25 protein-coding genes are annotated in these 24662 nt (G+C 71.3%); 12 read left to right on the forward strand and 13 right to left on the reverse strand.

The window, feature by feature from the left end; all coding sequences use genetic code 11:
• Positions 1-244: 244 nt before the first annotated feature.
• A complete protein-coding gene (locus ACGFIO_RS21850; RefSeq protein ID WP_392828127.1) occupies positions 245-2605 on the reverse strand; it encodes a family 16 glycoside hydrolase in 2361 nt (786 codons plus the stop codon).
• Positions 2606-3041: 436 nt separating this feature from the next.
• Between ACGFIO_RS21850 and ACGFIO_RS21855 the strand changes: the two genes are divergently transcribed.
• Positions 3042-3449 carry an SgcJ/EcaC family oxidoreductase gene (locus ACGFIO_RS21855; protein WP_392828128.1) on the forward strand — a complete coding sequence of 136 codons (408 nt, stop codon included), beginning with the start codon at positions 3042-3044 and terminating at the stop codon, positions 3447-3449.
• Between the two features lie 123 nt (positions 3450-3572).
• A complete protein-coding gene (locus tag ACGFIO_RS21860; RefSeq protein ID WP_392828498.1) occupies positions 3573-3959 on the forward strand; it encodes a BLUF domain-containing protein in 387 nt (128 codons plus the stop codon).
• 192 nt (positions 3960-4151) lie between these two features.
• Here the strand turns inward: ACGFIO_RS21860 and ACGFIO_RS21865 are convergent, their stop codons facing one another.
• Positions 4152-5213: a hypothetical protein gene (locus ACGFIO_RS21865; RefSeq protein ID WP_392828129.1), complete on the reverse strand. Its 1062-nt coding sequence runs from the start codon at positions 5211-5213 to the stop codon at positions 4152-4154.
• A 68-nt stretch (positions 5214-5281) separates the two neighbouring features.
• Positions 5282-6139 carry an aldo/keto reductase gene (locus ACGFIO_RS21870; protein ID WP_392828500.1) on the reverse strand — a complete coding sequence of 286 codons (858 nt, stop codon included), beginning with the start codon at positions 6137-6139 and terminating at the stop codon, positions 5282-5284.
• Between the two features lie 87 nt (positions 6140-6226).
• Here ACGFIO_RS21870 and ACGFIO_RS21875 point away from each other — a divergent pair, with 87 nt between their 5' ends.
• Entirely contained in the window at positions 6227-6688 is a 462-nt protein-coding gene (locus ACGFIO_RS21875) for a GNAT family N-acetyltransferase (RefSeq protein WP_392828130.1), read from the forward strand.
• A 69-nt stretch (positions 6689-6757) separates the two neighbouring features.
• Here the strand turns inward: ACGFIO_RS21875 and ACGFIO_RS21880 are convergent, their stop codons facing one another.
• The gene (locus tag ACGFIO_RS21880) at positions 6758-8113 is read right to left on the reverse strand and encodes a DNRLRE domain-containing protein (RefSeq protein ID WP_392828131.1); all 1356 of its coding nucleotides are present in this window, start codon (positions 8111-8113) and stop codon (positions 6758-6760) included.
• Between the two features lie 95 nt (positions 8114-8208).
• On the opposite strand from ACGFIO_RS21880, the gene ACGFIO_RS21885 reads away from it, so the two are divergent.
• From ACGFIO_RS21885 to ACGFIO_RS21895, 3 genes are read left to right on the forward strand one after another with little or no spacing between them, the layout of a single operon-like run.
• Entirely contained in the window at positions 8209-9828 is a 1620-nt protein-coding gene (locus ACGFIO_RS21885) for an MFS transporter (RefSeq protein ID WP_392828132.1), read from the forward strand.
• Positions 9825-10394, forward strand: a complete 570-nt coding sequence (locus ACGFIO_RS21890) for a hypothetical protein (protein WP_392828133.1) — start codon at positions 9825-9827, stop codon at positions 10392-10394. The genes ACGFIO_RS21885 and ACGFIO_RS21890 overlap by 4 nt, the downstream gene beginning before the upstream one ends.
• A gap of 46 nt (positions 10395-10440) precedes the next feature.
• Positions 10441-10881 (forward strand): hypothetical protein, encoded by a 441-nt coding sequence (locus ACGFIO_RS21895; protein ID WP_392828134.1) that lies wholly within the window; start codon positions 10441-10443, stop codon positions 10879-10881.
• Here ACGFIO_RS21895 and ACGFIO_RS21900 read toward each other — a convergent pair.
• Both ACGFIO_RS21900 and ACGFIO_RS21905 read right to left on the reverse strand, forming a co-directional pair.
• On the reverse strand, positions 10878-13028 hold the full coding sequence (locus ACGFIO_RS21900; RefSeq protein WP_392828135.1) for an esterase-like activity of phytase family protein: 2151 nt from the start codon (positions 13026-13028) through the stop codon (positions 10878-10880). The genes ACGFIO_RS21895 and ACGFIO_RS21900 overlap by 4 nt on opposite strands.
• A gap of 24 nt (positions 13029-13052) precedes the next feature.
• Positions 13053-13196 carry a hypothetical protein gene (locus ACGFIO_RS21905; protein WP_392828136.1) on the reverse strand — a complete coding sequence of 48 codons (144 nt, stop codon included), beginning with the start codon at positions 13194-13196 and terminating at the stop codon, positions 13053-13055.
• Between the two features lie 94 nt (positions 13197-13290).
• Between ACGFIO_RS21905 and ACGFIO_RS21910 the strand changes: the two genes are divergently transcribed.
• Positions 13291-13977 (forward strand): hypothetical protein, encoded by a 687-nt coding sequence (locus ACGFIO_RS21910; protein ID WP_392828137.1) that lies wholly within the window; start codon positions 13291-13293, stop codon positions 13975-13977.
• Between the two features lie 61 nt (positions 13978-14038).
• Here ACGFIO_RS21910 and ACGFIO_RS21915 read toward each other — a convergent pair whose 3' ends face one another.
• The 3 genes from ACGFIO_RS21915 to ACGFIO_RS21925 are packed head-to-tail and all read right to left on the reverse strand — an operon-like array spanning position 14039 to position 16898.
• The gene (locus ACGFIO_RS21915) at positions 14039-14845 is read right to left on the reverse strand and encodes an SAM-dependent methyltransferase (RefSeq protein WP_392828138.1); all 807 of its coding nucleotides are present in this window, start codon (positions 14843-14845) and stop codon (positions 14039-14041) included.
• Positions 14846-14868: 23 nt separating this feature from the next.
• Complete coding sequence (locus ACGFIO_RS21920; RefSeq protein ID WP_392828139.1) at positions 14869-15063, reverse strand: hypothetical protein; 195 nt, start codon at positions 15061-15063, stop codon at positions 14869-14871.
• 38 nt (positions 15064-15101) lie between these two features.
• Positions 15102-16898 carry a glycoside hydrolase family 5 protein gene (locus ACGFIO_RS21925; RefSeq protein WP_392828140.1) on the reverse strand — a complete coding sequence of 599 codons (1797 nt, stop codon included), beginning with the start codon at positions 16896-16898 and terminating at the stop codon, positions 15102-15104.
• Between the two features lie 59 nt (positions 16899-16957).
• On the opposite strand from ACGFIO_RS21925, the gene ACGFIO_RS21930 reads away from it, so the two are divergent.
• A complete protein-coding gene (locus ACGFIO_RS21930; RefSeq protein WP_392828141.1) occupies positions 16958-17308 on the forward strand; it encodes a hypothetical protein in 351 nt (116 codons plus the stop codon).
• Positions 17305-18084: a class I SAM-dependent methyltransferase gene (locus ACGFIO_RS21935; protein WP_392828142.1), complete on the forward strand. Its 780-nt coding sequence runs from the start codon at positions 17305-17307 to the stop codon at positions 18082-18084. Before ACGFIO_RS21930 ends, ACGFIO_RS21935 begins: the two co-directional genes overlap by 4 nt.
• A gap of 186 nt (positions 18085-18270) precedes the next feature.
• On the opposite strand, the gene ACGFIO_RS21940 is transcribed toward ACGFIO_RS21935, so the two are convergent.
• The gene (locus ACGFIO_RS21940; protein ID WP_392828143.1) at positions 18271-19155 is read right to left on the reverse strand and encodes an alpha/beta fold hydrolase; all 885 of its coding nucleotides are present in this window, start codon (positions 19153-19155) and stop codon (positions 18271-18273) included.
• Between the two features lie 117 nt (positions 19156-19272).
• Between ACGFIO_RS21940 and ACGFIO_RS21945 the strand changes: the two genes are divergently transcribed.
• Positions 19273-20109, forward strand: coding sequence for a hypothetical protein (locus ACGFIO_RS21945; protein ID WP_392828144.1), 837 nt, complete (start codon positions 19273-19275; stop codon positions 20107-20109).
• Here the strand turns inward: ACGFIO_RS21945 and ACGFIO_RS21950 are convergent.
• Positions 20103-21266 (reverse strand): PP2C family protein-serine/threonine phosphatase, encoded by a 1164-nt coding sequence (locus ACGFIO_RS21950; RefSeq protein WP_392828146.1) that lies wholly within the window; start codon positions 21264-21266, stop codon positions 20103-20105. The two genes, ACGFIO_RS21945 and ACGFIO_RS21950, sit on opposite strands and share 7 nt — an antisense overlap.
• Positions 21267-21369: 103 nt before the next feature.
• Positions 21370-21885 (reverse strand): DUF3455 domain-containing protein, encoded by a 516-nt coding sequence (locus tag ACGFIO_RS21955; protein ID WP_392828147.1) that lies wholly within the window; start codon positions 21883-21885, stop codon positions 21370-21372.
• Positions 21886-22088: 203 nt separating this feature from the next.
• Here ACGFIO_RS21955 and ACGFIO_RS21960 point away from each other — a divergent pair, with 203 nt between their 5' ends.
• On the forward strand, positions 22089-22499 hold the full coding sequence (locus ACGFIO_RS21960) for a PLD nuclease N-terminal domain-containing protein (protein WP_392828148.1): 411 nt from the start codon (positions 22089-22091) through the stop codon (positions 22497-22499).
• On the opposite strand, the gene ACGFIO_RS21965 is transcribed toward ACGFIO_RS21960, so the two are convergent.
• Positions 22447-24036 (reverse strand): aminotransferase class I/II-fold pyridoxal phosphate-dependent enzyme, encoded by a 1590-nt coding sequence (locus tag ACGFIO_RS21965; RefSeq protein ID WP_392828149.1) that lies wholly within the window; start codon positions 24034-24036, stop codon positions 22447-22449. The genes ACGFIO_RS21960 and ACGFIO_RS21965 overlap by 53 nt on opposite strands.
• An 84-nt stretch (positions 24037-24120) precedes the next feature.
• Between ACGFIO_RS21965 and ACGFIO_RS21970 the strand changes: the two genes are divergently transcribed.
• Entirely contained in the window at positions 24121-24660 is a 540-nt protein-coding gene (locus tag ACGFIO_RS21970; protein WP_392828150.1) for a CGNR zinc finger domain-containing protein, read from the forward strand.
• The last annotated feature ends 2 nt before the right edge of the window (positions 24661-24662 follow it).

Raw genomic sequence — 24662 nt, forward strand, 5'->3', positions numbered from 1 at the left:
CCAACACCGCCTACCAACCCACCGAACACCGCGCCCTACAACGCCTACTCACCCAACACCCCACCACCGGTTGACACAGGGCACTCCCGCCGAGGTCGCTCCGCTCCACGTGCGAGATTTGGTTGCGCCCCCAAGCGCACCCGCCCCCGCATGCCCAGCCCCAAGGCCAGGCCGCGCCCCCAAGCGCACCCGCCCCCGCATGCCCAGCCCCAAGGCCAGGCCGCGCCCCAGAGCACCCGGACGATCATCCAGGCGGCAGACCGCCGAGAACCCCCCGCGCGTTGATGGCGGGGTGGCGGAACTGCGCGCTGCCGGCGAACGTGTTGAGGCCGAAGCGGCCGGTGGCGTAGGCGTCGTCGGTGGCGTCGATGACCTGGCGGCCGTCGAGGGCGACCCGGAACCGGTTGCCGGCGGCGGTGACCGTGAGGTGGTACCAGCGGCCGGGCACCACCGGGGTGGCGTAGGTCGCCACGTCACGGCCGGGGCGCCACAGCTTGACCAGGCCGTTGACGTCCACGTTGGCCGTGTAGTGGTCGCGGAAGGTGATGCCGCCGGCCACGCCGTTGACCGGGCGGACGTCGGCCTCGTACGTGAAATCCGTTCCGGTCTGAGTGCTGTAGAGGAACGAGTCGCCGTCGCCGCGACCGGAGACGCGGTCGGGCTGCGTGGTCCAGGTGCCGCCGGCGGGCGTCCACGGGCCGGTCAGGTTGGTCCCGAAGCCGGGCGCGTCGACCTGCACGTTGTCGATGACGGCGGTGCCGGCGAAGACGTTCCCGCCGGTCCGGCCGGTGGCGTACGTCGTGTCGGTGGCGTCGATGATCGGGGTGGTGTCGTGGTCCAGGTAGACCCGGAGGCGGGCCCCCGCGGCGACGACCTTCAGGTGGTAGGTGCGGTCGCGGGTGATCGGGGCGGGGGCGGTCGCGATGTCCCGTCCGGGCCGCCACAGCTTGACCAGGCCGGCGGTGTCGACGCCGGCCGTGTAGTGCTCGCGGAAGGTCAGGCCGGCGGCGCGCGCCCCGGTCAGCCGCACGTCGGCCTCGTACGTGCCGTCCCCGCCGGTGGTCCCGTTCAGGTAGAAGCCGTCCCCCGTGGCCGACCCCTGCTTGCCGTCGGCCACGTCGGTCCAGGTGCCACCGGACGCGGTCCACGTCCCGGGCAGGTTGCTGTCGAGCGTCGGCTCGCCACGCCCCCACGCCGACGCCAGCCGGTCGAAGCGCAGCGACTCCAGCCGTACGCTGCCGCCCTCGGCCCAGGCCTGCACCCCCGCCGCCGAGTCGAAGGAGGTCACGACGTCGCTCTTGGAGGTCGTCCCGTTCCCGAACACCTCCAGCTGCCCCCGGTCGACCAGCGCCCGGACGGTGATCTTCCCGCTGTCGGGGGCCAGCGGCGCGCCGTCGAGCGACTGTGCGGCCCGGTCGTAGGGGACGGCCCGGCCGTTGAGACGCAGCCCGAACCGGGTGGCCGTGGCGCCGGCCGTGTCGAAGGTGGCGGTCACCTCGTAGGCGTCGGCCCCGGCGATGGCGTACGGCTGCGACGGCGTGAGCGTCCGCGCCGCCGCGCTCACCGTCCCCGACCGCAGCGAGGCGATCTCGCTCACCGGCGTACGCGTCAAGGTCGTGCCCTTGATCTGAAGCTCGGCCGGGAACGTGAGGTTGCCACTCCAGATGCTCCCCCGCGACGCCGGCTGCCACGCCATCTGCACGGTCCGCCCGGCCGGGTCCCCGGTGAACGTCTGCCCCGCGTAGAACGTGCCGCCCGCGTCGTTGACCCCCCAGTCCATGCGCTGCACCCCGGTCCGCGGCCGGAACGTGGTGCCGTCGAAGTCGCCGAACACGTACTCGCCGCTGGCGTCGGTCAGCACCCAGGTCAGCCGGGCCGGGTCGCCGTCGACGGGCAGTTGGAACATGTCCGGGCACTCGAAGAACCAGCCGGCCGCGTAGCGGCTGCGCCACGTCCAGGTCAGCAGGTCGGTGGAGGTGTAGAAGTCGGCCCCGTTGCCGCCGCCGTCCGACCACATGACCATGACCCACCGCCGCGACGGCGCGTGCCAGAAGACCTTGGGGTCCCGGCTGGTCCCGTTGGGCACGGCGACCTTGCGCCCGCCGGCGTACGTCTGGAACGTCTTGGCCCCGTCCAGGCTGTAGTGGATGATCGCGCCGTTGGTGCCGGAGAAGACCAGGATCGGGTCATCGTCGCCGCTCTTGAGCCCCGTGACGTTGGCCCGGTCGACGACGCCGTTGCCCGACCACAGGTCGCCCGGGTGTACACCCGGCTCGAGGGCGATCGGCTTCTGCGTCCAGTGCACCAGGTCCGGGCTGGTGGCGTGCCCCCAGTGCATGGTGTCCCAGGCCAGACCGTGCGGATTGTGCTGGTAGAAGAGGTGGTATTGGCCCCGGTACCAGAACGAGCCGTTGGGGTCGTTCATCCACCCGGCCCGCGAGCTGAAGTGGAACTGCCCGCGCCCGGTCTCGTCGTAGGCCGTCGCCGGGTACGGGAACTCAGGGTATTCACCGGGCGTCCCCGCCCGCGCGGGCGACACGGGTGCGGTCATCACCACCACCAGTACGAGCACACCGGACATCAGCCACCGCGACAGCCTGCGCATCCCCAAAGCATAGGCGTTGATCTATTTATTGGACATGGCCCGGAGTCCATCCCTCCGGCCGAACTCGCTCACAGTCGTGGACCGACTGCCGTTCTGACAGCGGAGAATCGGTTGGAGACGTGCGTGGACGGCGGCCAAGGACGAGGTCTCGGCCACCGCGGCACCCGGGTATCCGTTGCGGCCGCGTTGACTCCCCGCGTTGCATACACCACTGTGGACCGGGGTGCGCCAGAGACCGAAAACGATCGGGAGGCCAGCGTCGCACCGACGCTGCCCGTGGATATGTGGAAGGTCAAGGGCGAGAAGCACTACCGCGCAATGCGGCGCTGAAATGACCCGGGCCGGCCGCACCCACCCGGCCCGGACACCCGCCAGCGGGCCTCGGTGGTCGACGGGCTCTTGACCTCGACCGAGCTTGAACTCCTAGCGTGACCGCATGACCGAGGCAGAGATCAACGAGGCCCGAGTGGCCGACATCGAGGCGATCCGGCAGCTGGTCGCGGCCGTCGAACGCAGCCAGAACGAGGAGCGGCCGGACGAGTTCGTCGCGTTGTTCCGCGCCGACGCGATCTGGACGACGGGCCACGGCCGGCGGCTGTACGGCCGGGAGGCGATCTCGGACTTCACCCATCGCGTGCTTCCGGGCGCGATGCGGGACACCACCGTCACCTTCGAGGTCGAGCATGTGCTGTTCGTCCGCCCTGACGTCGCCGCCGTAAAGGTTCGGCAGGTCTATCAGGCCCCCGGCGGGCCGCAGGTCGGCACGCCGTTGTTCATCCTGGCCAAGGAGCAGGGAACATGGCAGCTCACCGCGGCCCAGAACACCAGCGTGGTCAACGAGTAACCACCCTGGGCCCGCGGGTGACGACATCGTCGGGCCACAGCGTCGCCCGGGTACGCGGAAAGTCGGCGAGCACGGCCGAAAGACCCCTTGCGGTCGTGTTCACTTGGTTACCGTGAGTTTGTGATGCTCAGTCGCTTGATCTACTTCAGCGAGGAACGCGACGTCGGAGTGCACGGGGTTCTGCGGATCCTCGACGAGGCTCGGGCGGGGAACAAGGCTGAGGAGATCACCGGTGTTCTCGCCTTCGACCGGCGCTGGTTCCTGCAGTGCCTCGAAGGCTCGCGGGACGCGGTCACCCGCAAGTTTCTGGCCATCGCCCGCGATCAGCGGCACGGCGGAGTCACCCTGGTCGCCTTCGAGGATGTCAGCGAGCGGCTGTTCCCCGGCTGGAGCATGGGGGCCGTCGACGTCGGCACGCTCGGCCGAGGTCCGTTCGACCCGCCCGCCATGACGGCCTCGGCGGCGCTCGAGACATTGCACAGTTTGCGGGCGGCCGGCGCCACCATGTAGGCCCCGCGGCACTGGTCGGCGCAGGCGGCGGGTCGAAACACGGCGCGGCTCCCCGGGCGTGGCGTACTCAGGTGCTCGGCCTGCCCGGTTGTGCCCCCAGCGGGTCGGCTCGAACCGGAACGTGGTTACGGTACGCCGGTCCTCCTGCTTCCCGTCGGCGACCACGACGCGGCTGCCCGGTGCCGGCCTCGACTAGCGGATCCGGATCTCGGCCACCTCGAGCGGGCTGCGCCCGGCGTGCCAGCGGAACGCCACCGTGCCGCCGGCGGTGGTGATCGGCACGGCCACCCGCTGGAACCGGTCGTCGATGGAGACGCCCCGCTCCCCCAGCGGCACCCCGGAATGCGCGTCGACGACGTCGATGCGAGCCGCCGCCCCGCCCCGCGAGCGCATCACGAACTCGACGGTGAACGAACCGGCGGGCAGGCTCGCCGTCTGGTCCGGGTCGTACGCGGCCAGGCCGCCGGCGCCCAGCGCGAGGGCGTTGACCGCGAGCGACTCGATGTTCATCAGGGTGCCGCCGGGCTCGACCGACGACGTCCAGCCGAGCAGCCGGCCGGTGCCCGCCTCGCGCTGCTGGTTGGCGATGATCAGGTTACGCAGCGACACCGAGTGCAGGATCAGCTCGGGCCGGTCGAGCACGGTCAGCAACTGCTCGACCAGGATCTTGACCAGGCCGATGTGGTAGTTCTCGCGCAGCACCGGATAGTCGTAGAGCCGGGTCTCCGGGTTCCACGAGGTGCGGATCTTCCCGAGTTTGCGGAGCGCCCGGCCCTCGTCGCCGGCGGCCAGGTAGTAGAGGCCGTCCAGCATCAGCCGGTCGGGCTGATCGGAGCGCAGCGGGCGGACCCGGTCGTGCGGCGTCCAGTTGAGGTCGCCGGAGAGAACGCGCCACCGGACGTGGCCGTCGTCGTCGTCGAGGCCGTCCGGTTCGGGGCCGCCGTACGCCCGGGCCATCACGCGGGCCAGCCAGTTGTCGTCGAACCAGAACTGGTGGAACGGCGGCTGGGCGGCGACCCCACCGGCGCCGCGCCCGTTGTGCTCGTGGAACGCGAAGTTTCCGCCGGAGAGCAGGTGCCCGTTCTTGTCCCGGGCGGTGTAGCGGGCGTCCGGCGCGGCGGCCAACCGGATCAGCCCGGCCTTGTCCGGTTTGTGCGGTCCGGCCGAGCGCAGGACTTTCCAGCCCGGGGTGAGGTAGTCGTGGTCGGAGTAGTAGTTCGGCCCGTACGTGAGGCCGGTCAGGTCGCGCCACATCCCCTCGGGTGAGTACGCGTACCCGACCGCCCCCGCGCCGTACGGAAAGCTGACGCCGTACCGGAAGGTCAGACCGCGCCGGTGATCGCCGCGACGTCGGCCTGGCTCAGCTTGATCGCCGCGGCCGCCACGTTCTCCTCCAGGTGACCTATCGAGCCGGTTCCCGGGATCGGCAGCATCGCCGGGGAACGGGCAAGCAGCCAGGCCAGCACGATCTGGTAGGGGGTCGCGTCGTGCTCCCGCGCCAGGCGCTGCACTGTCGCGTTGCCATGGTGGTCCTGGATCGGGGCCCACGGCAGGAAGGTTATCCGTTCCTGCTCACACAGGTCGACCAGTGATTCTGAACTCCGGTCGTCGATGTTGTAACGGTTCTGGATCGACACGATCGGCGTCAGCGCCTGGGCGGTCCGGAGCTGCTGCTCATCGAAGTTCGAGACCCCGATGTGCCGGATCTTGCCCTCGTTCTTCAGCTCGACGATCGCCCCGATCGAGTCCTCCAGCGGCACGCTCGGGTCGGGCCGGTGGAACTGGTACAGCGGAATCTGCTCCAGCCGCAGCTTGCGCAGGCTGCCCTCGCAGGCCTCGCGCAGATGTTCGGGTCGCCCGTTGAGCGGCCACTGCCCCGGTCCGGTCCGCGTCAGCCCGCCCTTGGTGGCAATGACAAGATCTTCCGGGTACGGGTGGAGAGCCTCCGCGATCAGTTCCTCACTGACGTCGGGCCCGTACGAGTCAGCGGTGTCGATGAAATTGACACCGAGCTCCACCACCCGCCGCAGTACGGCGACAGCCTGGTCCCGGTCTTTCGGCGGCCCCCAGATGCCGTCCCCGGTGACCCGCATGGCTCCGTACCCCAGGCGGTTGACCGTGAGGTCCCCACCCACATCGATCGTGCCGGCGGAACCGGCCTGCTGTGTGCTCACACCCAGCTCCTCAGATCGTTAGCTCATCTCACGACCGACCCTACGCCTCCCGCCGAGAAGCATCAGCGGAAGCGAAAGCGTCATGATGGCGGTGTGACTGATCTAGCTGTCTGGCCCCTGACCATCCGAGATCGGCGGGCGGCGGACCTCGACCAGTGCGTGCACATGCTGCGTCAGGTGCGCCTGGTCGACGGCTATCCGGCGAAGTGGCCCTCGGATCCCCGGGCCTGGCTGGACCGTCCCGAGCTCGACCAGGCGTGGGTGGCCACGAACGCCCCCGGTCAGATCGTCGGGCACGTCGCCGTGCAGAACGGCCGGGAGGTCACGCGGTTGTTCGTGGCGCCCGCGGCCCGGCGCCTGGGGGTGGCCAGCACCCTGCTCGACCACGTGAGCATCTGGGCCGGTGGCCGGCTCATCCTCAACGTCCTCGACAAGCCGGGCTCCCCCGCTGTCGCGTTCTACGAGAGCACCGGGTGGCGCTACACGCGTACGACGACCGCGGACTGGACCGGCCCACGCGGCGAGGCGGTGCGGCTGCGGCACTACGTCCGGTAGGCGAGCGCGTCCGCCACCACCGAGGCTGTGTTCGCAGTCCAGCCGGGGCTGCGAAACACGGCCTGTGCGTCAGTGGCAGGTGCCCGTGCCGGAGTCGGTGTAGGACTGGCCGGCCACCGGGACGAACTGCCAGTCGTACCCGCTGGTGTGGAGGGTGAATTTGAGGACGCCATGCGTGGAGCTGTTGCGGGCCTCGCTGTTGGCCTGGATCGTGCCGAACGAATAGTGGCTGGCGCCGCCCATGCCGGCCACCCAGGTGCGCAGGCCGCGGGCGGTGTCGAGGGCCCCCGACGGGTTCATCGGGGCGAAGCGCTCGTACTGGTGGTTGTGGCCCCAGACCACCACGTCGGCGTTGTAGTCGTAAAGGGCCTGGTAGAGCGGGCGGGTGGAGGTCGACGGGGCGTGGTTGGAGCCGCTGGTGAACAGCGGGTGGTGCCAGTAGGCCAGGGTGCACGGCTTGGTGCTGGCGGCCAGGTCGGCGCGCAGCCACTGGGTCTGGGCCGAGGTCGCCGTCATGCTGATGTTCGAGTTCAGGGCGACGATGTGCCAGTTGCCCAGGTCGTACGAGTAATAGCCGCGGCCGCTCGGGCCGGCCCGCGTACCGAAGTAGTCGTAGTAGCCGCTCGCGCCCGAGGTGACGTAGTCGTGGTTGCCCGGCGTCGGGTAGGTGCGGGCGCGGTGCCGCCCCCAGGTGGGCGCGTAATAGCTGGTGAACTCGGCCGCCGTGCCGCTGTCGTACACGTTGTCGCCGGTGGTGAAGACCGTGCCGTCGATACCGTCGAGGAGGGTGGCGGTCGCGCTGTCGCCGGAACCCGAGTCGGCGATGTCACCGGCGCCGACGAAGACCGGGTCGTCGACCGGCTGCGGCTCGGTGGCAGCGGTGGTGACGACCAGCTGCGGGCCGTTGGCGCCGCTCTCCCGGGTGTCGAAGTACGCGCCGTCCGAGTCGGCCGACGAGCCGCCGAAGCTGAACGTGCCGTTGCCCGTGACCGCCGGCGTGACGTCGACCTCGTACCAGCCGCTCGCGCTGACCGAACCGATCGAGCCGAGCGTGGCGCCGTCGACGGCCGGCTGGTTGCTCCAGGTCGTGCCGGTCTCCGACCAGGTGGTGTTCGACATCGCGGCGTACGTGCCGCCGTTCGGGCTGCCGCTGTTGCCGCTGATCGTGTGCAGCCGCAGCCGGGCCGAGGTGACCGCGCCGCTGACGCCGGTGACCGAGAACCGCAGCAACGTGCGGCGTACCGGCGAGTTGTCGACGACCACCTGGGTCGCGGTGCCGTAGTTGGTGCCGGCCGTGTCGTTCTGCACGTACGTGTCGGCGACGGCGGTGAAGGTCGTGGAGGCGGCGGAGGCGGGCGACGCGGCCGTGACCGTGGAGGCGGTCGCGGCGAGCAGCAGGGCAAGAACGGCACGGCGGGCTCGCATGGGTACTCAATCTACGGAAGTCGATGCGTTACCGCACGGCCTTCGAGTGAACAACGAATGAGTTCCGTTGTGCCGCACCTGATCGACGTCCGACGATGTCGGGTGTGTATCTGTCCACGGTGAGCCGGCCCGCCATCTCCAAGGGCGGCGGCGTCGGCGCCAACGTCCTCGCCCTCGGCACGGTCAGCCTGATCACCGACGTCTCGAGCGAGATGATCACCGCGATCCTGCCGGTCTACCTGGTCCTCGGCCTGCACCTGAGCCCGCTGGCGTTCGGCCTGCTGGACGGCGTCTACACCGGTGCCACGGCCGTGCTGCGGGTGGCGGGCGGGTTCGTCGCCGATCGGGTGCGTGCACGCAAGTTCATCGCCGGTGTCGGTTACGGGTTGTCGGCGGTGATGAAGCTCGGGCTGCTGCTGGCCGGGCGGTCGGTGGGCGCGCTGGGCGCGGTCATCGCGGCCGATCGGTTGGGTAAAGGCTTGCGTACGGCGCCCCGCGACGCCCTGATCAGCCTGTCGACGCCTCCGGCGGCACTGGGGCGGGCGTTCGGCGTGCACCGGATGATGGACAGCGTCGGCGCGTTCCTCGGTCCGTTGGTGGCGCTCGGGGTGTTGTTCGCGGCGGGCGACACGGCCTACGACGCCGTCTTCGTCACCAGCTTCTGCGTCGCGGCCTTCGGGGTGGTGGTCCTGGTCCTGTTCGTCCGCGAGCAGCCTGCGCCGTCCCAGCCCGCGCCCGCCTCCACGCCGGTTTCCCCGGCGGCCTCCGTTCCCCTTTCCCCGACGCCTTCCGCGTCGCCTTCCGTGCCGGTTTCCACGACGCCCGCCGTGCCGCATTCCACGACGCACTCCGTACCGCATTCCACGACGCCTTCCGCGTCGCCTTCCGTGCCGGTTTCCACGACGCCCGCCGTGCCGGTTTCCACGACGCACTCCGTACTGCATTCCACGACGCCCACCGTGCCGGTTTCCACGACGCCCACCGTGCCGCATTCCACGACGCCTTCTGTCGCGCCCTCCGCGAAACCGTGTGCGGCCGGCTCCGGGGCGCCGGTGCGGGCCGTGGACGCGCTCGGCTTGTTGCGCGACCCCGCCGCCCGCCGACTCCTGCTCGCCGCCGGCCTTCTCGGGGTGGCCACCATCGGGGACGGCTTCGTCTATCTTCTGTTGCAGCGCGGGTCCGCCCTCGAAGCCCGGTGGTTCCCGCTGCTGGCGGTCGGCACCAGCCTCGCCTACCTGGTCCTGGCCGCGCCGTTGGGCCGGCTCGCCGACCGGGTCGGGCGGCTGCCCGTGGTAGCCGGTGGCTATCTGGCGCTCGCGGTCACCTACCTGCTGCTGCCCGGGTCGGGCGGCGGCTGGGTGCGGCTGGCGGTCGTGCTGGGTTGTTACGGGCTGTTCTACGCGGCCACGGACGGCGTGCTGATGGCATTGTCGGCGCCGGTGCTGCCCGAGCGATTGCGGACGACCGGGCTGGCGCTGGTGCAGACCGGGCAGGCGCTGGCCTATCTGGTGTCGTCGGTGCTCTTCGGCGCGGCGTGGCAACTCTGGGGGCCGGACGTCGCGATCCGCGCTGCGGCGCTGCTCGCGCTGATGGCCGTCGCCGGCACGTTCGGCCTGCTCAGGTCCGGAGTGGAAACTCCCGGTACGCAGAGCAAGACGACCACCCCCGGCACGCAGAGCAATCACGGTGAAACAGCAGAGGGCGGGAAGAGATGAAGGCGAGGCTCGGGATCGCGATCGGCTCCGCGGTGGTGCTGGCGTCGGGGGCGGTGGGATATGCGGCGCTGGCGCGGGAGAACGCGGACGTTCCGGCGTACACCGCGGAAGTGGACCTCAAAGCGGGCCCGCGCCTGCTCACCGTGACCGACCGGCACCTGGCCGCGGTCGAACGGGCCGATCCGGGCGGCCCCCGCAGCGTCTCCCCGGTCGAGTGCTTGCGCGCCTACGCGGCGGGCGGCACCGGTGTCTGCCTGCGACCGACCGACCCCTGGTCGAACGAGCTGGTCGTGCTCGACACGAACCTGAAGCCCAAGCGCACGCTCACGATCGCGGGCCAGCCGAACCGCGCCCGGGTGTCGCCGACCGGGCGGATGGTCGCCTGGACCACGTTTGTCGGCGGTGACTCGTATGCGACCGGCGGCTTCTCGACGCGCACCGGAATACTGGACGTGACCAGCGGCGCGACCGTGACGACGTTGGAGGATTTCGTGATCTTGCGGGATGGCAAGATCTATCGGAGCGTTGATGTGAACTTCTGGGGGGGTCACGTTCGCCCGGGATGACAACACGTTCTTCGCGACGCTGGGGACCGGCGGAAAACGCTATCTGGTGCGCGGCGACTTCCGGAAACGGCAGGTGGTCACGCTCAGGGAGAACGTCGAGTGCCCGTCGTTGTCGCCGGACGGGACGCGGATCGCCTTCAAGGAGGCGGTCGGCGGGGACCCGGCGCGGGGCTGGCGGCTGTCGGTCCTCGACCTCAAGACCCAATCGGTGCCCGATCTCAAGAACCCACCGGTGCCCGACCTCAACAGCCAACCGGTGCCCAATCTCAAGAACCCACCGGTGCCCGACCTCAAAACCCATCGGGTGACGCACACCGCGGAGACGTCGAGCGTGGACGATCAGGCGGCGTGGCTGGACGACGCGACCCTGGCCTACACGCTGCGGCAGGACGACGGCACACCCGACATCTATGAGGTACGCGCGGACGGGACCGGCGCCCCGCGCCTGCTGGTGCGGGGCGCTGAATCACCGTCGACAATCAGCTAACGGAGCCGGGGCACGTCGATCGTGATGATCTCGGTGTCGTCCGGCTTGCCGGGGATGCGGCCGTCGTTGCCGGGGAAGTTGTTGTCGTTGGCCACCAGCACCCGGTCGCCCGGCAGCGGCAGCACCGTCTCGACCGACTGCAACGGGAACGAGAAGAGTGGGCCGACACCGTACTCGCCGGGGCGGGCCGGCAGCGAGATCCGGCGCGGGTCGGCGATGCGCATCAGGTCGACGACCTGCTCGCGCGGCAGGTAGCCGTTCGGACCGACGCGGTCCAGGTCGGTCTCGATCAGGCGTTTGACCTTCGCGGCCGGGCCCATGCCGCCGTCCCGCTCGATCAGCAGGATGCGCCGCCCGTCGAGGATCGCGGCGTCGCCCACCGCCAGCGACGCGTCCTCGTTGGCGAAGCTCCACGTCCGGCCCGTGTAGGAAGCAGAACGGACGTCGAACTCGTAGATCACCCGGCGACGCTGGTCGGGGTCGGCGATCCGGGCGCCTTCGAGGATCGGGTAGAGGGTACGGCCGTTGCGGCTGACCGCCATCGCCTCGAAGCCCTTGCTGGCCGGCAGGGTCGCGGCCTCGCCGGGGGCCAGATAGGGCGACTGGGGCGACTTGGTGCCGTCGGGCAATGGGATCGGCGCCTGCAGCACCTTGCCGGTCGGGTCGGTCTTGACCAGGAACGGACCGAACTCCTCGCCGAACCACAGGTTGCCGTCGGCGTCCCGCTGCAGCGATTCGAGATCGAAGTCGGCGCCGGTCAACAACCGGTCGGTGGTTTCCTGGTGGACGATCGGGAACGGGATCTTCCGGTCCGGGTCATGCAGGCTGATGAACCCGTTCACTGTGATCGTGCGGTCGACAAGAATGTCGTACGCCCGCAGCAGGAAGTCGGCCGAGTTGTCCTTGGCGCCGAAGCCGTTGTCGGGCATGGCCAGCAGCCGCCGGCCCGAGCGGTCGTCGGCGAACCGCGGGATGATCGCCGAGAAGCCGGGGATCGGCTGGCCCGGGAACGGCGGCGTGACGCCGTTGACCGTGGTCGGCGGCAGCAGCGTGCCCGAGACCGGGCCGGGCTGCCAGGCAGTGGCCGGCAGAAGCGCGCGGCTCTTGAGCGTGACGTCGGGCCGGATCCGCACGGCGAAGGTGTAAAGCCGGGTGATCTGGGTCGCGCTGCCGTTGTCGTCGGAGATCAGGTGCACGATCCGGCGGCCGTCGGCCAGCGTGCCGCCCAGCGCGGCGCCTTCGATGTTGTCCAGCAGCGGGTTGGGTTGCGGCTGCTTGGCCGGGGCACCGGCCGACGGGCAGTTGACGATGTCGGCCAGCAGCGTCTTGCCGGCCCAGGCGCGCGGGTCGGTGAGGGCCGACAGCGACGCGACATCGGTGACGTCGGCGGCGCCGAGCGTGGACACCTGGTAGAGCCGGACCGTGTTGCCGACCCCGGCCGTGAAGCCGCGCTCCATCGAGACCAGCGTGTCGCCGCCGAGCGCGAGGAGCTCGACCAGGCCGAGGCCCGCGTCGGCGCGGTAGGCGAGCTGGGCGACCGGACGCTGATCGACGTATTTGATGATCCGCCGGGAGTTGGGGTCGTTGTCCCCGGATAGCGGGCCCTCCATGCCGGCGTACAGCACCGACCGGTCCGGGGCGGCCGCGAGCGCCTCGAACGTCTGGTTGACCGCCGCCTCGCCGGCCGGGGCGACCTGGAAGCGGGCCGGCACCGGCAGCGAGGCGATCTCCTTGCCGTCGGACATCCGGAACCGGCGGATCGACGGCTCCCGCTCCGAGCTGGCCAGGATCGTCTTGCCCCGGTTCTCGGCGACAAGGCCCTCACCGTCAAAATCGCTTCCGGTGTACGCGGTGCCGTCCGCCCGCCTCAGCACGGTCACCCCGGTCACCGCCGGCCGCTTCAGCGTGACGTCGTAGACGCGGGCCGGTGTGCTCCCGATGTTGTCGACCAGCGCCAGGGCGTGGTCGCGGGTGGTCGGCGAGATCGCGGAGAGACCGGCGACCTGCGTACCGGAGAAGGTGGTCTTGTCCAGCGCGTCGGAGAAGCCGCGCAGCGACACGTCGGGCGAGCAGCTGTAGTCGACGGCCGCGTGCGCCGGGGTGGCCGGCAACAGCAGAAGCGCCGGTGCGAGAAGTTTGCCTAACACAGTTCTCCTTGTCGGTTCGGAAAATCAGGACGTCATCGACGGCACGCCCGGCGTGTTAACACAGGTGCCGCGGTTGCGGGCGAGCAGGAGGCCGGTGGCGGCCGGGGCGCCGGGCCGAAGGGTGATCGTCAACGCGGCCACGACCGACCCGGTCGGCGTACGAATCATGATCTTCAGATTCGTCCATCGACATGGACACATGGTTACGTGCACGGGCGCCAAAGGGTGGACAGCGAGCGCGGGAGCCGCGATCATGCCCGGCGTGGCATCGAAGGACACTTTGGATAAATTGACCTGGCCGCCGTCGAAGCCGGACGGTGTGTCGCTGATCGATCTGGTCACCGCCCTGCAGTTCCTGGCGACCGACGAGGACCGCGCCAAGGGCGTCAAGGAGACGAGGTGGGACGCCGACACGCCCGGCTCCCTGCAGGTGATCAAGTCGGGCGTGACCAGCATGACCAAGTGGTGGCTGAAGCGGGCAGGGGCAGCCGGTGGCGCGGCCGGCCTGCTGGCCGCCATCAGCGGTGTGCTGATCAGCTCGTTCGAGCCGTTCCGAAACTCGCTGGGCGTACCGATGGCGGTCGCCCTGGTCGCGGCCGGTGCCGTGATCATCAGCGCGACGGTGCTGGCGCTGGCCCACTTCGTGACCGGTGACCTGCGGGCCCGGTCCTACGCGACGGCCGCCCGCACGGCTGCGCGGGCCGACGTGGCCCGGGCGTACCTCGCCGGTCCGGGTTCGGTGGAAACCCCCGGTGACCTGCGGCTGGAGCTGATCGCCGCGTTCGGTGCGTTCGACGACGTGCACGTGCGGGTCAAGGGCGAGCAGGCGTGGGCCGAGGCGGTCGGGGTGCGGCGCGGCAGTGAGGGATTCCAGGTACGCCTGAAGGACGGCGACTGGAAGCCGCTGGCCGAGATCGAGCAATACACCACCGTTCGCTCAGCGGTCTAGGACGCATCTGACGGATCACCCCGGGCTGCGGCGTGGCCCTGGGTTATCCGTCAGATGCGCCCTAGCTCGGCCTGCGCGCCACGCCCGCGTACATGGCCACCTCGGCGGCGGGCGGCGGCGTGGCCTCGGAGCGCCACTCGGCCAGCGGCACCACGCCGGGCTCGATCAGCTCGAGGCCGTCGAAGAACCGGGCCACCTCGTCCCGGCCGCGCAGCCGCCCGGCGCCGTGCTTACCCGACTGGATCATGGCGGCGGTCTCCGGCGGCATCCAGTCGGCGGTGGCGTGTGACAGGACCAGGCAGCTGCCCGGCGGCAGGGCCGTGACCAGGCGCTTGACGATGCCGTAGGGATCCTCGTCGTCGGTCACGAAGTGCATGACGGCCAGCAGCATGAGCGCCACCGGCTGGTTCAGGTCGAGGGTGTCGGCCACCTCGCGGCTGTGCAGGATGTTGTCGGGGTCGCGGACATCGGCGTCGACGTACGCCGTCCGGCCCTCGGCCGAACTGGTCAGCAGCGCCCGCGCATGGGTCAGCACCAGCGGATCGTTGTCGACGTAGACGATCCGTGCCTCCGGGGCGATCAGCTGCGCCACCTCGTGCGTGTTGCTGGCCGTGGGCAGCCCGGTCCCGATGTCCAGGAACTGCCGGATCCCCTGCTCGGCGGCGAGCTGGGTGACGGCCCGGCGCAGCAGCCGCCGGTTCTCCACCACGGCCGTGCGGATCCCCGGGAACTGGGCGGCGATAGCGTCACCGGACTCCCGGTCGGCCGCGAAGTTGTCCTTGCCGCCGAGCCAGTAGTCGTACCGGCGCGCCGGATGCGGCACCGACACGTCGATCGTGGGCGCGACGTCGCCGTCCTCGCTCTGCATCGCGCCATCGTAGACGCGCGCCATCACTCGACCAGGTTGAGGAGCAGCCGCCAGCGGACCTCGAGGATGGCGGCGCCTTCCGCGCGGATGCCGGCGCGCAGCGGCAGCACGGTCGTCTCCGCCACCTGCCCGGCGGCGGCCGGCGCCGTGCCGCACTTCTCGCCCGTGAGCGACGTGCGGAGAGTGCATCGGTCCAGGTCGGAGCCGAGGTGCATCACCCCCGGCAAGGGTGGGCGCGGGCCGTGACCGGACGCGGTCAGCCGCGGCAGTAGAGGGCGTCGGGGGTACGGGCGGAGCCGAAACGGCCGGTGTAAGCGATGCCGGCCGCGTACTCGTCACCGGCGCACTGGCCCTTGTATCGACCGTAGGCGAAGTCACCGCCGGGCTCCCCCGCCGGCCGGTTGTCACCGCGGTCGAACCAGACCGTGCGGCCCGCGGCGGCGCCGGCCGTGCCCGCCGCGCACAGCGCGCTCGACACCGCCGCGCCGCGTACCGCGTAGCCGATCAGCCGCCCGCCGGCAGGGCACTGCAGCTTGGTGTAGCCCGGCGCCCAGTCGGCCGTCACGTAGCGCTCGTCGGTGACCACCGCGAACGACGTCCAGGCGATGCCGCCGCCGGTGTCCGTGCACAGGCCCCGGTTGCCGGTGTGGCTCAGGCCGATGAGCCGCTGGCCGTCGGGGCAGGCCGCCTTGCGCGCGCCCACGTCCCAGTCGCCGGTCACCGGCCGGGAGGCGTTGAAGTCGCCGTGGTCGGGGCTGAGCATCGACCAGCGCACCGGCGTGGGCACGGGACCGGCCAGACCGGGCGCGGCGATCAGCCGGCTCCAGTCGGACGCCCGCCAGTCGGAGGCGACCGACGACCGTGCCCCGGACCGGTCCCAGTAAAGCAGCGCCCAGCCGTTCGACGCCCGCTTCTCGGCCCAGCCGACGGCCGGCCAGTAGGCGAAGTCGGCGTCGGCCTGGATCAGGTAGTCGACGAAGTTGCCGAACCACGCCCGTTCGGCCGAGCCGGCGGGTTCGTTGCCGCCGACGCCGAACTCGCTGATCCACACCGGCGCGGTGAAGTGCCGACCGGTCTCGGCCGACACGTAGAAGGCGTCCCGGTAGAGGACGTCGAAGAGCTGCGTACGGGTCAGGTCGTGGTAGCGCGGGTCGGTGGTCTCGCCGGCGCCTGTCGCGCCGCTGTGGTTGGGGCCGGTGTAGCCGTAGAAGTGGGCCGAGTAGACCAGCTGGCCGGACACCGCGAGGGTGTGCGACAGCGTACGCACCGGCTTGAGCGTGGGCCGTTCGTGAGCGAAACCGTCCACCGGTACGCCGGTCCAGTTGATGCCCTCGACGATGATCAGCAGGTCGGGGTTGGCCTCGCGCAGGATCCGGTCGCCGAGGTGCTGGGACGCGGCGTACCAGTCGTGGTCGTCGCCGAGCCCCCAGTTCGGGTCGTCCCACACCGAGCGGCGTACCTCGTTGTAGAGGTCGGCGCCGACCACCCGCCGGTTGTCGCGGTAGCGGCGGACCATCGTCAGCCAGGTCTCCTCCCAGTCGCTCGTGCTCTGGGAGGTGTTCCACCGCTCGTTGCCGTCGACGCCGCAGCACCACCGGGTGGTGTTGGTGTGGTTGTTGAGGATGACCGCGAGGCCGGCGCCGGTGAGCGCGGCGACCACCTGGTCGTAGACGGCGAGTGGGGTGAGCCCGCGCAGCTCCGGATTGGCGGCGACCGCGGCGTCGGTGACCGGCTGCTGATCGTGGACCATCTCGCTGGAGAACGGCAGCCGTACGCTGTTGGCGCCGACGTCCCGGAGGCCGGCGACGATCTCGTCCAGCGGCGCGCGGTCGAGCCCGAGCGGGATCCGGCCCGAGTCCTCGCCGGCGTGGTGCCCGGTGCCGTCGAAGGTGCCACTGGCGCCGTGCCAGTTGACCGACTTCAGCTTGAACCGGTCGCCGTGCGCGTCGACGATGTAGCGGCCGCGGGTGCTCAGCGGCCCGTCCCAGGTGGGTGCGGCCGGCGCCGGGGCCGGCAGGAGCACCAGCAGGATGCTCAGCAGGGGCGCGATCACGAGTCGATTCTTGGACACTTCCGGGGCGTACAGAAGATCTATGGCTTTAAATGTCGCGGGTGAGCCGGAAACGCGCGCTTCCTACCCTCGTCGCCATTCTTCTGCTACTTGGCGGCGGCTCCGGCCGGCCCGCCGAGCCGGGCGCCCACCAGCTCCGGATCCTGATCGGGCGCCCGGGCGTGGAGAAGGCGGCCGATCTGCCGCACCGGAACCCGGCGAGCGCGGCCGGGGCCGCGAAGGGCAAGATCACGTTGATGACCCCGTACGCCAGAACGGCCGCCGGCCAACCGCTCGGCGCGATCGACCGCACCCGCGTCACCAACGCGATCGCCGTGCTGGTCGACACCGGTCTGATGCCGCCGGGCCTGACCGCCGACAAGGTGGCCGAGTTCCCGCTGACGCCACGATGAGCTACGCGTTCGGCAACGACCACGACGAGGCCACGAACCGGCACCGCTACCTGGCCGCGATGTTCGACGACTACACCGCCGCGCGGATCACCGGGCTCGGCGGCGTGCGCGGCCGGCGCTGCCTGGAACTCGGCGCCGGTGGCGGCAGCCTGGCCGAACGGCTGGTGCTGCTGGGCGGCGACGTGCTCGCCACCGACCTCGACGTCCGGCACCTGCCCACCGACCGCGGCTTCGCCGTGCTCAGGCACGACCTGGAGAAGGAGCCGGTACCGGCCGGGCCGTGGGACCTCATCCACGCCCGCCTGGTTTTGCTCCACCTGCCCGGCCGTGACGCCGTGCTGAAACGTCTGGTCGCGGCGCTGAACCCCGGTGGCCTGCTGTTGATCGAGGACTTCGAGTCGACCATCCGCAAGGGGGTGCTGCGGGCCCCCGACCCGGACGCCGCTGCGGTGTACAACGCCTTCCACGACGCCCTGGTCGACAAGGTGCTGCCGGCCCGGGGCAACGACGGGACCTGGGCCGGCCGGGTGCTCGCGGCGATGCTCGACGCCGGCCTCACCGACGTGAGCACCGAGGTGCACGCCCGCTCCTGGCCCGGCGGCACCCCCGGCGCCCTGCTGCAGGCGGCCAACCTGACGCAGCAGCGTCCCGCCTTCCGCGCCGCCGGCCTCTCCGACGCCGACCTCGACCGGGTGCTGGCCCTGATGAACGACCCGGCGATGGTCGTCCGCGGCCACCTGCTCTATTCGACCGCCGGGTTCGCCATCACCGGCTGAGACACCCCGCGCCCGCGCGTGTGTGTACGAAACAGTTTCGTTTCACCAGCGCGCCACCACCGACTGAGACGCCCCACGCCTCCGCGTGTGTACGAAACAGCTTCGTTTCACCAGCGCGCCACCACCGACTGAGACGCCCCACGCCTCCGTGTCTGTACGAAACAGCTTCGTTTCACCAGCGCGCCATCACCGGCTGAGGGCGCGGGCCCGGCCGGCGTTAGCGGCGATCGCGTCCACGACCCGGGGCCACACCGCCTCGGGCAGGTCGTGTCCCATGCCGGGCAGGATCACCAGCTCGGCGCCGGGGATCGCGGCGGCCGTCGCCCGTCCCCCGCTCACGTCGATCAGGCGGTCGGCGTCGCCGTGGATGACCACCGCGGGCAGGTCGAGCCGGCCCAGGGCGGCGGTCCGGTCCGGCGTGGCGAGGATGGCGGCGAGCTGCCGGACCGTGCCCACCGGGTGGTGGCCACGGTCGAACTTGGCCGCGGCCAGGCGGGTCAGCTCCTCGTCGCCGACCGGGTACGCGGGCGAGCCGATCACGTGCCAGAGCGCCAGGTCGGCGGCGATGGCGGCCGCGCGGTCGGCGTCGGCCGGGGGCATCAGGGCGGACGGGTCGTCCAGGGTGCTCTGCCCGACCGCCGGGTCGCCGGTCGTCGACGAGAGCGAGGCCAGGCTGGCCACCAGGTCGGGCCGGTCGATCGCGAGCTGCTGGGCGATCATGCCGCCCATCGAGACGCCGGCCACGTGCGGGCGGCGCAAATGCAGGGCCTCGATCAGCCCGGCGGTGTCGGCGACCAGGTCGGCCAGGCGGTAGCGGACCGACGAGAGGTCGCCGCCGAACAGCCCGAGCATGTCCGGTACGCCGAGATCGTCGAGCCAGGCCGACCGGCCCACGTCCCGGTTGTCGAACCGGATGACGTGGAAGCCCCGGGCCGCCAGGGCGGCACAGAACCCGTCGGGCCAGGCGATGAGCTGCTCGCCCAGACCCATGACCAGGAGCAGGGCCGGGTCGTCGGTGTGTCCGGTCGTCTCGTACCAAAGGTCGATCCCGTTGACGCGTACCGAAGGCATCCGCTCTCCATTCCCGAGACTATGCAATGTAGACGGGCGGGACACGCGTCGGTTCAGCGCAGTCCTTCCACCGAATCTTCACCACCGGCGGCGGGATCGCCTCTACGGTCGGAAACCATGCGATGCGATGCGGTACGCCGGATGCTGGCCGCCGTGCTCCTGCTGGCCGGCCTGGCCGCCTGCGCCACCCGGGAGCCGGTGGTCAGCCTGCCCGACTGCCGGGGTGAGTGGTTCAGCCTGTACACCCAGCCGCGCCGGGCGATTGTCACCGACGCGTACGCCGCACAGACCATGGCCCGCCTCGGCCTGCTCGACCGGATCGTCGCCCTGCGCGACCCCGACGGCCTGACCGCCGACCACCCCGAATGGCGCGCGAAGCTGACCGCCCTGCCGATCCTGAACGGGCCACGCCCCCAGGCCGACCTGGTCGTGTCGTCCGAACGTCCGCCCGGCCCGGACGCCCTGCCCTGGGTGACCGCGTGCCCGCCGGTGCTGGGCAGCGGCGACCCGCAGTACGACGTCGGCGGCCTGTACGGCTTCGTCCGGGACGTGGGCATCGCGTTCGGTGTGGTCGACCGGGCCGACGCGCTGATCCGCGAGATGCGCGCCCGGGTCGGCCGGACGACGGCGGGCATCCGCGGCAAGCGCGTGCTGATCGTGCACGGCGTGCCCACCGACGACGACCTGCTCCAGGTGGAGGGCCGCGCGAGCCTGGCCAGCGGGATGGTGGTGCTGGCCGGCGGCATCAACGTCACCGACGCCGACGCCGAGGTCACCCGGGCCGAGGCGATGGGCCACCATCCCGAGGTCGTCTGGCTGATCTCGGACGAGAAGGCTTCGTTCCCGGGTACGACGGTGGTCCGCTCGTCACCGTACGCAGTCGATCACGTCGGCCCGCTGAACCTCGACGCCCTGGACCAGATCGCCGCGGCCATGCGCCGGCGCCCTCAGTGATGCCACTGGAGCATCGCGGCGGTGGCGTCGTCGCGGAGTTCGCCCGCCTCGTACGAGATGATGGCGTGGATCAGCCGGCGCATCATCTCGGCCGCCGGAACGCGCCGGGCCAGGGCGTCGAGCATGAACCCGGCCAGCCGGTCCGGTCCGAACAGGGCCCCGCTCTCGTCGCGCGCCTCGGTGATGCCGTCGGTGTAGAGAATGATCGTGTCGCCCGGCTCCAGCTGGAACTCGACCACCTCGGGCGGCCGCTTGACCATGTGTTCGAGGCCGAGCGGCAGCGCGTTCGGGGTGGGCAGCGACGGCGCCCGGCGGCCGCCGCGCAGCAGCAGCTCGGGCGGGTGCCCGGCGCTGATCCGGCGGTAGCGGCCGGTGCGGGTGTCGAGCTCGGCCATCAGCGCGGTGACGAACTGGCCGGGGTATTGAGCGCGGATCCACTTGTCGATCGAGCGGCAGGTGTCGACCAGGCTGAGACCGGAACGGCGGGCGTTACGGTACGTGTTGAGCGTCAGCGTGGTCAGGGCGCTCGCGCTGATCCCGTGCCCGACCGTGTCGAAGAGCCCGACGTGCAGGATGTCGCCGTTGGCGGCGTAGTCGAAGGCGTCCCCGCCCACGTCGTAGCAGGGTTCGAGCACCGCCGTGACCAGGGTCCCGTCGACCTGGCAGGTGAGCGGGGGCAGCTGGTTCCAGATGATCTCGGCGGCGAGTTGCATGGGCAGCCGGCGCCGGGTGTGCTCGACCGCGTCGCCGTAGAAGCGCCGGCTGGCGATCAGCTCGGCGACCAGCGCGGCGATCACCGCGAGGTCGTGCCGGGTCGCTTCCGCCGGGTAGGCCTTGACTCCCAGCTCCAGCACGCCGAGGCGTTCGGCGCCGTGCAGCAGCGGCAGCCAGAGCCGCCCACCGTCGCCGTCGCCGTCCAGCCACGTCTCATTGGCGCTGGTGAACGCCAGGCCGGCCGGCGTGCCCTCGACCGGCTTGGGTTCCGCCGCTCCCGGGTCGGTGCCACGCAGCGGGCACAGGTCGACCTGGGCATAGTCGATCAGCAGCACGCCCGCGGTCTCGGCCCCGAGCAGCGGGGCGGCCTGGGACAGCACCGCGGGGAGGTCTTCGGCCCGGCCGCGGTGCCGCAGGTCCAAAAGCCTCCGTACGGCTTCCATCGGCGAGTGCATCGCCCCCCATCATCGACCACGCGGGCCGTGGGAGCCACCTCCGGGGTCGGCCTGCCGCCCGGGGCGTAACTCCCCGGGCGGCGGCCGCCGGTCACTTGAACAGCACGTAGGTGGCGCTGTAACGGACCGACTCGCGGTCTCCGGTGGTGCAGGCCCGGGTCGGCGCGGCGCCGCCCGAGGTGTTCAGCCGTTGGATGTACTTGACCGGGCTCAGGATGCCGTTGGGGCCGCTGTGGCCGTTCACGGTCAGCAGCAGCTCGGCGATGGTGCCGGGCTTGGGCACGTCGGCGGTCTTGGTCGCGGTGATGGTCGAGCCGTCGACGCTCGACTGCCAGCTCGGCCCGGCGAAGTGGTGCAGCGGGCTCTGTTGCGCGGCGTCGACCAGGAGCGCCTCGGGCACCGAGTTGGTGCCCACGAACGTACCGTTGGCGCAGGTGTAGGTCTGGATGCCGGTGGCGACGTTCCACTCGCCGACCTTGACCGAGCCGGCCGGCGGGTCGATCGGGGTGGCGGCGGAGGCCGACAGGGTCACGGCCGAGGCGGCGGCCGCGACGGCGGCGGCACCGATGATGCTGACGGCGCGGATCTTGGTCCGGCGTTGAGGCATGACGGGGAACTCCTTGGCATGGACAGCTCTGTCGACCTCAGCGACGGCCCTCACCGTCCGTAGTTCACGTACCGGCTGGTACTTAAGAAGGTCTTCAAAATCCGGCACTTTCCGGGCACCGTGCCGTCACGCCGCTCGACCAGGCATTCTCTGTCCGTTCGGAGGTACCACGAACCTGGACGTTTTCTGGGAGCATTCTGGCCATGTTCCGGCTCTACTCACTCTTTGTGCTCCTCGATCTCGCGCTCCTGGTGATCGCCCTGATCGACTGCCTGTCGGCCGACGAGCACGCGATCCGCGCTCTGCCCCGGGTGGCCTGGGTCTTTCTCATCCTGCTGTTCTCACCGATCGGGGCGATCGCCTGGTTCGTGGCCGGCCGCCCGGCCCGGGCCGTCCGGATGAGCAACGGCGAGATGTGGCGGCCCGGCGCCGGTTTCCCAGAGGATCAGCGGCCCCGGCGCGGGCAACCGGTCGCACCCGACGACGACCCCGAGTTCCTGCGCGACCTGGCCGGGTCGCTGAAGGACGACGAGCAGCTGATGAAGAAGTGGGAGGCCGACCTCAAGCGCCGCGAGGAGGAGCTGCGGAAACGGGAGTCCGACCCGACCGACTGACGCCGCGCAGCACCGCCTCCAGGGTTTCCGGCGTGGTCGCGAAGTTGATCCGGGCGTACGAGCGGCAGTCGTCGCCGAACTCCGCGCCCGGGCTCAGCCGCACCCGGCCGTCCCGCCAAATTCGGTCGGCCGCGTCCTCGGTGCCGAAGTCGATCCAGCTCAGGTAGGTCGCCTCCGGCACGTGGTGGGCGAGTCCGTGCTCGGCGGCCCAGGCCCCGACCCGGTCCCGGTTGCGCCTCAGCAGCACCATCAGGTCGTCGTGCCACCGGCCGGCCTCGGTCCACGCCGCCACTGTCGCCTCCCGTCCGAGGATGTCCGGGGTGCCGAAGTAGTCCAGCGGGAACCGGTCGAGCCGGGCGGCCAACGCGTCCGGCCCGACGTGAGCGAAGGCACAGCGGAGCCCGGCGATGTTGAAGGCCTTGGTGGCCGAGGTCGCGGTCACGGTCCGCGCGGCCATCCCCGGCAGGCTCGCGAACGGAACGTGCTCGTGCGGCGCGTAGACCAGATCGGCGTGGATCTCGTCGGCCAGCACGGTCAGATCTTTGCCGTCGGCGATCGCGGCCAGCTCGGCCAGCTCGGGCCGGGTGAACACCCGTCCGGTCGGGTTCTGGGGGTTGACCAGCACCAGCAGCTTCGGGTCGCTCCGGCGCAGCGCGTCCAGGTCCTGCTGCCAGCCGGTGGCGGTGCGGCGCATCGGCAGGGGCACGATCCGCCGTCCGGCGCGGCGGATCGAGGCCACGAACGGTGGATAGGCCGGCCGGTGCAGCGCGACGCCGTCGCCGGGCTCGGTGGTCAGCTCGATGACGACCTGCAGGATCTGCAGAAGATCACTCATCACACGGGTACGCCCGGGCCGTGGCGCCCAGCCGAACCGCTCCCGCATCCGCCCCTCGAACACCTCGGCCACCGCCTCCTGCCGGTACGGATAACCGAGGTCCTGCCGCGCCAGGATCCGGCCGATCCGGTCGACGATCGCCGGCGCCACCCCGAGGTCCATGTCGGCGACCCAGGCCGGCAGCACATCCGGCTCGACCAGCCGCCACTTGGCCCCGATGCCGCCGCGCAGCCGTTCCGGTGGCCCCGGCACCTCGCGCACGATCTGGTCGCGCAGCCCCTCCATCTGGCCGTGGTGCTGGGCCAGTTCCTCGTACACGTGCTGCAACGCCGCCCCTTGGGTGAGCTCACGCTCGGGCCCGTCGAAGTCGCCGGGCGGCGCGCTCCGCAGCGGCTCGTGCGGCTGGGCGGCGAGCACGTCGGCGTGGAAGGCGGCCCGGACCCGCGCGCAGCGCTCGAGCAGCGGCGCGACCGGTCCCTCGGCGGTGAACTCGGAGGCCCGGTCGCGCACGATCGGGCGCCCGGCGACCAGGCCCCCGGCCCACGCCTCGGCCACGCCCAGGCAGTGGGTGAGCAGCGCGTAGGGCGAGTTGCCACCGGACGGCCGGCGGTTGGCCCGCTCGTCGCCGAGGGCGGTGACGATCGCGGCCATCCCGTCGAGCGCGCGGTCGGCGAAGTAGAGGTAGTCGTCGCGACTGAGCATGCCTTCTCCCGGTTACCGGTCTGAGGGGTAACCCTCAGTCTGCCCGCCGTCCCGGTTACCGGTCAAGGCGGTAATGTCAGGCGCATGTTCGTCTTCGTCAGCGGCAACGTCGCGCTCGACCTGGCCGGCACCCTGAAGTGGCGGCGCACCGAGCCGGAGGAGACCCTGGCCACGCCGGACGACCTGGACGCGTGGCTGGTCGCGGCCGGCCTACTCGACACCCCGCCCGGGGCGGACGCCTTCGACCTGGCCACCGCCCGGCAACTCCGGGAGGCGGCCTACGCCCTGCTCACGGCCGGTGGCCCCCCGCCCCGCGACGCGCTGGCCATCGCCAACCAGTGCGCGTCGTCACCGCCGGTCACGCTGACCCTGACCCCCGGCGGCCTGCACCGCACCGGTCCCGCCGGCGCGGCCCTGTCCGATGTGGCCCGGGCCCTGCTCACCCTGCTCAGCGAGGACACGGCGGTGCTCAAGGAGTGCGCCAAGCCGGCCTGCACCCGGCTCTACCTGGACCGTTCCCGGGGCGCCAGGCGCACCTGGTGCGGCATGCGGGAATGCGGGAGCCAAGCCAAGATGGCCGCCTACCGCGCCCGGCGCCGCGGTTCCCCGCCGGCCGGCGAGTGAGG

Origin of the sequence: Actinoplanes sp. NPDC049265, from assembly GCF_043197135.1 — a bacterium.
GTDB lineage: Bacteria > Actinomycetota > Actinomycetes > Mycobacteriales > Micromonosporaceae > Actinoplanes.